Below are 2,526 nucleotides of genomic sequence, written 5' to 3'. Positions count from 1 at the left end.
GATTTATACTCGGAATTGTTAACTTCTAGTGAGGATGTTGGTTGTTATGTAGAACAAATATTTTTTTTCAATAAAGAAATAGAGGCTGAAATCCTACAAAGAAGCTTGATGTTGTTACAAAATCATACAGCACAACAATTCAACGTTTTTCATAACATTAAACAATCATTTTTTGAGAAAAATAAAACAGAAACATCGTTAATCATTAAATTTGTCAATAAAATAACAGAAGATGAATTTGATCAATTAGAAGAATTGATACATATTTCGGAAATAATGTTACAATGGTTTGATGAGAAATATTAAAGGAGATTTAAATGGAACATTTTCAGTTATCAGAAAAAACAATTTTAAAAATAAAAGAAAGTAATATTACTAATTGGACTTCTGTCCAGGAAAAAGCAATTCCAGCGATTCTTGAAGGAAATGATGTTGTTGTACAATCGCCAACTGGAACAGGTAAAACACTTGCTTATGTATTACCATTACTTAAATTAATTGATGAGAATGAGGAAAATCCTCAAGTGGTCATTATGGCGCCAACTCGAGAGTTGGTAATGCAAATTTTTCAAGTTGTGCAAGACTACACTCAAAATACCAATATAAAAGTAGCTTCAATTGTCGGTGGTGCTGATGTAAAACGCCAAGTTGAAAAGCTAAAACAAAAACCGAAAATTATTGTAGGTTCTCCAGGTAGAATTTCGCAGCTGATTAAGTTAAAAAAACTTAAAATGCATGCTGTTAAAAAGATTGTATTTGATGAAGTAGATGAATTAATTAAGACAGATGATCAAAAAGACCTTCCTCAAATTGTAAAAGCAACATTAAAGGATCGTCAATTATTATTCTTTTCAGCTACAATTACTCCTCAAGCGATGCAGTTTGCAAAAGAACAAAGTACGAACTTAACTGAAATTACTGTTGATCAAAGTCTTGAAGGGAATATTATGCACGGATTTATTCCTTGTGAAGAAAGAGAAAAATTAGAATTACTAAGAAGAATTGGATCAATTCAAAATATGAAAGCACTTGTATTTAGTAATGAACCATTTAAATTAGAGGGCTTTGCTTCGAAATTAAATTTCAGAGGGATCAAAACAGCGGTGCTTCATTCGAAATTAGGTAAAATGGAACGAAGTAAAGTATTAAAAGACCTTCAATCAGGGAAAATATCACTTTTATTCTCAACTGACGTCGCTGCAAGAGGCATCGATCTTCAGGACTTACCGTTTGTTGTAACTTTAGACGTACCTGAAAAGGTTGAACAATATACTCATCGTAGTGGCCGAGTTGGTAGAATGGGGAACCAAGGTACAGTTATAAATTTAGTAACTCCTCGTGAAAAGAAACATTTATTTACACTTAGAGGAACGCAAAAGTTATTTTTTGAACAATTATCTGTTACACATGGTGAGGTACGAAAGATCGAAATGTCTGAAAAAGTGGAAGATAAAGTAAAGGTAGAAAAAGACAAGAATTTACCGACAAATAAGAGTCCTAAAAATAATGAGAAAAAGATTAAAAAACAAAAATAACAACGTATTTTCTTACTAAGACGTAACTTAAATTAGTAACAAAATAATTCTATTATATTAAAAAGCGTGTGAATGATCACACGCTTTTTTTGTATTCAAGAGTAAAATAGACCAAGTTGCATGAGAAATGGCCTACAATCAATCAATAAAAAATAGGCAATAACCGTTAACCTTTAATTGCTGTGTTTTTTATTTTTTTCAACTGAAAGAATTAGTCCCATTGCTGAAACTTCTATATCTAATTTCATGATGTTATATACAGGATGATCTGCTTGGATGCTTTTGCTAGTCAATTCTTGTTTAATCTCTTCGAACAAAGCATTACTCAAATACGTACTTTTCTCGGTGAATGTTAAATGTGGATGTTGCTCAATAATTGTGTTTGTTTTATTCATAAAAATATCTAGATAGCTAGGAATTGATTCATAGATAAACTGTGTTTGATTTAATAAGCCATAGTGACCGAAACAAATCGCTTCTGGTTGATAAGATTTAATTAAATTTAGTGATTCAATCATTAGGTCGTATGAAAATTGGTTAGGTGACGTTGACGGCAAAACAAATGGTCCAATTTCATTTTCTAACTGAGGATAATAAATCCCGATTGTATCACCTGTATACATATATTTACTATTATGATCAAAGATGGAAATGTGATGATTTGCATGACCAGGGGTATATAAAAATGTTAGTTTATGATTTTTTCCAATCATAAGCTCCTCGCCATTTTGGACTGAGTAGATTTTACCTTGGTCCACAGGAAGTATTGGATCAAATAAGCGGTCGAAATCTTCGCCATAAACTTGTCTTGCACTTGCTATTAACTTTGTTGGATTCTCTAAATGGGCTGCTCCTTTTGGGTGAACATAGAGGGTAGCATTTGGACATTTCTCCATTAATAAGCCTGCTCCACCAGAATGATCTAAATGAATATGTGTCACTATTAAATGTTTAACTTTTTCAAGTGGAATATTTAATTCATTTAGTCCGT

Annotated in this window: 3 protein-coding genes; 2 read left to right on the top strand and 1 reads right to left on the bottom strand. The window is 31.6% G+C overall.

The genetic code is table 11. The features are described from left to right. Both V7056_RS20505 and V7056_RS20500 read left to right on the top strand, forming a co-directional pair. Positions 1–306 (top strand): hypothetical protein (locus V7056_RS20505; protein ID WP_499704236.1); only part of this gene is annotated, 306 nt, incomplete at its 5' end. 11 nt (positions 307–317) lie between these two features. Further along, a complete protein-coding gene (locus V7056_RS20500; protein WP_499704235.1) occupies positions 318–1,535 on the top strand; it encodes a DEAD/DEAH box helicase in 1,218 nt (405 codons plus the stop codon). 173 nt (positions 1,536–1,708) lie between these two features. Here V7056_RS20500 and V7056_RS20495 read toward each other — a convergent pair. Then, a partial coding sequence (locus V7056_RS20495) for an MBL fold metallo-hydrolase (protein WP_499704233.1) occupies positions 1,709–2,526 on the bottom strand: 818 nt, incomplete at its 5' end.

It is taken from the genome of Bacillus sp. JJ664, assembly GCF_036962205.1.
In the GTDB taxonomy this organism is placed as follows: domain Bacteria; phylum Bacillota; class Bacilli; order Bacillales; family Bacillaceae_G; genus Gottfriedia.
The sequence above is the reverse complement of the archived record's forward strand: the minus strand, read 5'-3'. Positions and strand labels throughout refer to the sequence as shown.

Excerpts from the sequence above, each read along its gene's own strand:
- V7056_RS20500 (WP_499704235.1), top strand. The coding sequence starts at position 318 with ATGGAACATTTTCAGTTATCAGAAAAAACAATTTTAAAAATAAAAGAA.